General features: G+C 59.7%; 8 protein-coding genes and 2 tRNA genes. 5 read left to right on the top strand and 5 right to left on the bottom strand.

From position 1 onward, the window contains the following. Nucleotides 1-845 precede the first annotated feature (845 nt). Both JKL46_RS34205 and JKL46_RS37135 read right to left on the bottom strand, forming a co-directional pair. Nucleotides 846-1,070, bottom strand: coding sequence for a hypothetical protein (locus tag JKL46_RS34205; protein ID WP_201842877.1), 225 nt, complete (start codon nt 1,068-1,070; stop codon nt 846-848). Between the two features lie 443 nt (nt 1,071-1,513). Continuing rightward, a complete protein-coding gene (locus JKL46_RS37135) occupies nt 1,514-1,723 on the bottom strand; it encodes a GcrA family cell cycle regulator (RefSeq protein WP_201842876.1) in 210 nt (69 codons plus the stop codon). A gap of 114 nt (nt 1,724-1,837) precedes the next feature. Between JKL46_RS37135 and JKL46_RS34195 the strand changes: the two genes are divergently transcribed. Beyond that, a tRNA-Ile gene (locus tag JKL46_RS34195) sits at nt 1,838-1,913 on the top strand. Nucleotides 1,914-1,916: 3 nt separating this feature from the next. Then, nucleotides 1,917-2,001, top strand: a tRNA-Leu gene (locus tag JKL46_RS34190). A gap of 393 nt (nt 2,002-2,394) precedes the next feature. On the opposite strand, the gene JKL46_RS34185 is transcribed toward JKL46_RS34190, so the two are convergent. From JKL46_RS34185 to JKL46_RS36510, 3 genes are read right to left on the bottom strand one after another with little or no spacing between them, the layout of a single operon-like run. After that, complete coding sequence (locus JKL46_RS34185) at nt 2,395-2,745, bottom strand: hypothetical protein (protein ID WP_201842875.1); 351 nt, start codon at nt 2,743-2,745, stop codon at nt 2,395-2,397. After that, on the bottom strand, nt 2,745-3,155 hold the full coding sequence (locus JKL46_RS34180; RefSeq protein ID WP_201842874.1) for a hypothetical protein: 411 nt from the start codon (nt 3,153-3,155) through the stop codon (nt 2,745-2,747). The genes JKL46_RS34185 and JKL46_RS34180 overlap by 1 nt, the downstream gene beginning before the upstream one ends. After that, nucleotides 3,156-3,278 carry a hypothetical protein gene (locus tag JKL46_RS36510; protein ID WP_281400204.1) on the bottom strand — a complete coding sequence of 41 codons (123 nt, stop codon included), beginning with the start codon at nt 3,276-3,278 and terminating at the stop codon, nt 3,156-3,158. A gap of 122 nt (nt 3,279-3,400) precedes the next feature. Here JKL46_RS36510 and JKL46_RS34175 point away from each other — a divergent pair, with 122 nt between their 5' ends. Genes JKL46_RS34175 through JKL46_RS34165 form a run of 3 tightly spaced genes read left to right on the top strand, consistent with a single transcriptional unit; the run spans nt 3,401 to nt 4,153 of the window. After that, nucleotides 3,401-3,688: a helix-turn-helix domain-containing protein gene (locus JKL46_RS34175; protein WP_201842872.1), complete on the top strand. Its 288-nt coding sequence runs from the start codon at nt 3,401-3,403 to the stop codon at nt 3,686-3,688. Nucleotide 3,689: 1 nt separating this feature from the next. Next, nucleotides 3,690-3,893, top strand: coding sequence for a hypothetical protein (locus JKL46_RS34170; protein WP_246529732.1), 204 nt, complete (start codon nt 3,690-3,692; stop codon nt 3,891-3,893). After that, nucleotides 3,890-4,153 (top strand): hypothetical protein, encoded by a 264-nt coding sequence (locus tag JKL46_RS34165; protein ID WP_201842871.1) that lies wholly within the window; start codon nt 3,890-3,892, stop codon nt 4,151-4,153. Before JKL46_RS34170 ends, JKL46_RS34165 begins: the two co-directional genes overlap by 4 nt. Nucleotides 4,154-4,255: the final 102 nt, after the last annotated feature.

The following is a 4,255-nucleotide window of genomic DNA, read 5'->3' as shown; positions in this document are numbered from 1 at the left end:
GCATGTCAACATGTTTCATCCCGCCAAACTGGATCGCTCGGCCGAAGATTTCAAGATCACCCAAGCCGGATCAATAAAACACGCTCCGCCGTTGCCTCCAGGATGGACATCGGGGGATCAGTCTCCGGAGGCCTGTCAGAAGCTGCGATCGGTCCCGCGTCGCTGGACTGATCAGGTTGCGCGGGAACTGCCGCGGATGCGATCTCAGATAGGTCCAGGACGAAGCTGGACCCGGCCTGCTGAGGGACTTGGCCGATTGTTGGCTTCATTAGAGCGGCACGTAAGACGTCGATTGCTTCCCGCCTCAATGCGTGCACGGACCCAGTGTGGGATTTTTCGGGGGTCCTCAGGGGATTATCAATTGCTGCCGGTTGCTTGGGGATGGATGTCGCACTTGCTGGCGCCTGTGGAACGCTATCGACGGGCAAGAGGAAATTATCAAAACTCCGAAGAGTGCCCGCTGCGATCACAATGAGTGACCCTGCCAACAAATATCGTACTTGGTAGCGCAACATGGTCCGACGAACTGCTGCACGAGACGAAGCCGCCATCGAAAGCTCGTAGCAATAATTCCGGTCCCGCACGACATGCTCCAGTCCACCGGGCAGGCAGAGACTTGTCTCCTGATTGCTCGAGCCTATCAAAAGCTTGAGAAGATTACGCCGGTGCCGAAAGATATGCCGAGGTTTCGGTTATCGCGTCAATCGCGTCCATGTCGAACAGCCCACGATAAATCAAAATACGCGCATAGAGAAATATTATTGCATCGTAATGCCTATGGGGCACTTACCAAGCGGGAAACCCTAGCCTCCGTTGATCCAAAGAAGGGCCGAGCGCACTTCGCGTTAGTCTAGACCCACCGTCTTTGGCGTGCTGGCCTCAACCTCCAGGACGGTGGGTTGCTCGGCCTCAAGCTCCTTCAGAGCCATCTCCCGCCAGTATCTGAGCTCGGGAGGGTCGTTGCCGACCCGCTCTTCGGCCATGAGCGCTTCCCAGCCCGGGCCTCGCTCGTCGGCGAGCTGCTGGGCCCGGGCATTGATCTCTTCTTCCGTGAACTGCGGCGTGCCCATGGTGGATCTCCCTCGCGCGGCAGGGATGATGTCGGGCGACTGTGACGGGACAGTGATGGCCTGAAGCCCGCCAACGATGACTATTCCGAGATAGGAAGGTTATCCGTTAACTTCTTCCCGCGCAAGTTTCACACCCTCGACGTCTGCGAAGATGGAGTGAAGCGTGAACAACCATCAGAAAGTTTGGAACGCCATCGATACCATCGCCTGGAAGGTCAGGGTAACCCCCTCCGGGCTGGCGAAATCCGCCGGCATGGACGCAACGGCGTTCAATCGGTCGAAGCGGGTCGATGCTCATGGCCGGCCACGCTGGCCTAGCGTGGAGACGGTTCAGAAAGTCCTTGATGCGACCGGGACCACTTGGCTCGCATTTGCGCGTCTGATGGAGGACGGAACGCCGGACGCATCACACGTGCACGGACGATCTCCGGAACAACAGACGCTTACTGCTTCTTCGAGCCCTGCACCGGCCGTGGCGCATATACCAGCCGCCGATGCCATGGACACCAGCTTGATCCCTCTACGGTCTGCCCCCCACAGAAAAGCGCCTCCGGGCCGTCGTCCGAAACGACGAAGCGGCATTGACGGGCACGGAGCTTGATCAAGGTGGTTCGATCTCGAGGAGACGGCTCAGGGATCTGGGTTTCCGGCATGGTGCTAAGTGGGTTTGCCTGACTCCTAATGGCAGATCTCTGGATGGGTTCCGGACGGCTGTGCCCTGGGAGGCACAGCCAATTTGCCGAAGATGCGCATAATGGCTGAAGGTGGGGCCTGTAGCTCAACGGTTAGAGCCGGCCGCTCATAACGGTCTGGTTCCCGGTTCGAATCCGGGCGGGCCCACCAGATGCGGACGTGGCGAAATTGGTAGACGCAAGGGACTTAAAATCCCTCGAGCTTGCTCGTACGGGTTCGACCCCCGTCGTCCGCACCAATCAATGCGAGATAGTAATCAGATTTGAGCAAGGATCCGGGCTATGTCCCGATCGCTCTTCTTGTACTGAGGGCGTGGGGCCTCAGATGGTTCGTCAAGGATTTGTAGGCCGTGCGTTTCGTCGAGCCGCAGGAGCTTCCAGCCGGCTCGCTCGCCGCTGACGCTGCCGCCACGAACCTGCCAGACCCGCATGACGGCATCACCTTTGGCCGTGTACCCGCAAGCATGGACCTCAACGACCCGAGTGTAGCCGTCATAGTAGATCTCGAGCCTGCGCCCGGATCTCAATGCTTCGACTGCTGTTTGGATATGCAACCCTTCGCTCTCCAGCACCTACGAATTGGAGCATGCACGACAGGTGCCAGTGTAGGTCTGATCTCGACCGCTGCAAGGTCAGAACGGCAATGGCTCCTCACCGCAGCTCGTGCACCGGAGTCGCCGGCCTATGAGGTCGGCGGGCGCTCTATGGATGGTGGCCTTGTGGCCGCACTGGCATTCGATCGTCAGGTCCTGCGGGATAGTGCTGGCGGGCGTCACCACGGGCGGCTCTGATGCCGGGCGAGATCGGGCAGGGGAGGCGGCAGGAGCTGCGCTGACGGGCTTCTGGTAGCTTTCCATGGCTCGCGCCGCCTGAGCCCGCAGGTCCGCCTTGGACGGGCCCTGCGGCCGCTCCTGGAACTCCACCGGCACGTCAGGCTCGTAGACCTTCCGCCGGCGAAATCGCTCGTGGTTCATCTTGGACATCAGGCGTCTCCTGCGTCCTGCTTGCCAGCGCCGAACTGCTCAACGATGCAGAGCCCGACATGCGTTCTCGGGACGGTCGACTTGATTTCGCGACGGACGGCGCGGATCTCGGCCTTGATGGCCGATTGCTCTTCCTCCCCGCTGGCATCGGCGTAGGCATTGCCGAGTGCATCCAGATGCAGGCGCAAGCCGACCAGCCGGGATTCCACCCATAGGTCATATGCGGCGATGATCTCTTCCGCACTGGCCTGAGCCTCAGCCCCGCGCCGCGGCGTCGTACGAAACTGCTCAATGAAGAACGGCTCAAAGAACGGCAGGGTGACGTCATCGAGATAGCCGCACAGGACGAGGGCGAAGTCGGCCTTGGTTTTCCCCAGTGTGGGCGGAAATGGCGGCTGAATCTCCGCCACCTAGCGTTCGAACCCCTCCTGCGAGATCTCATCCTCGCGGCGCTGGCGCCAAAGCTCCTCGAGGACGTCCCACAGCGCGAGCGTCGGGACGCACTTCTCCTGTTCACGGCCAGTGCGAGTCATGGCGTGTTGCTCCTTGAGCGAATTGCTATGAAAAACTACTAGTTAACTATGAGCGTTGATTTCGCTTGCCGTCAATAGGCGACTATGAAAAAAAACTAGCATACTATGATTAAGGGCGAGAAATGTTGACGACGGGCAATCAGTTGCGCGCAGCCAGGGCATTGGTGGACATGGGACAAAAGGCCCTCGCTGATCGAGCCGGGCTAAACATCAACACCATCGTCAGCATGGAGAAGCGCGGTTCTCAGACACTCACGAGCGGATTGGACAAGATCCAAGCCGTGATGAGTGCACTGGAAGCCGAAGGGATCGAGTTTCTAAATCACGGGGAGCCTGGCGTGCGGCTCAAGAAGAGCCGCCCCGGCGAGGGCACGCGGCCGGATCAGCTGACGAGCGAGAATGATGGCTGACATGAGCGAGCTTTCGGAAGCCGAGCACTTGGAGCACCGCGGCTATCAGATTCGCCTCACCCATGCCGGCCTTGAATGGGTCGCTGCCGTGGCGCTGCCCAAGCAGCGCCCGACCCTGATCATGGCTCCCGATCGCGGCGCGGCAGTCGCAAAGGCTCATCAGTGGGTAGACATTCAGCTCACATCTCAAAAGAAGTCGGTATGACCTACAGTCTGATTCAGCTAGCGCCTGGCGCCTATGATCTCGTCCTGTCCGGTAATGTCATCGGTAGCATTGTCCGGAGCAAGACGAAGCAGGGTGCCACCTGGTACGCCGAGCTGCTCGAGGACCTACCGACGGCCAAAAGGCCGGCGCCCTTCATTGAGATCGAGCACAAATTCCCGACTTTAGAGGCGTTGTGCGAGTGGCTTGGCGCCCCGGAAGTGAAGACCAATAACCGGCATGGTGATGCCTGGGAAACGTGAGAAGTTGCGGCAAAGTCGCGAGCTTATACCCGCCCAGAGAATTGCTGACTCGGATTTGCATAGATGTGCCTGGCGTGATTCCCTGGTGGCGGGGCGCAGTTG

The organism is Microvirga zambiensis WSM3693 (assembly GCF_016735695.1).
Taxonomy (GTDB): Bacteria; Pseudomonadota; Alphaproteobacteria; order Rhizobiales; family Beijerinckiaceae; genus Microvirga; species Microvirga zambiensis.
The sequence above is the reverse complement of the archived record's forward strand: the minus strand, read 5'-3'. Positions and strand labels throughout refer to the sequence as shown.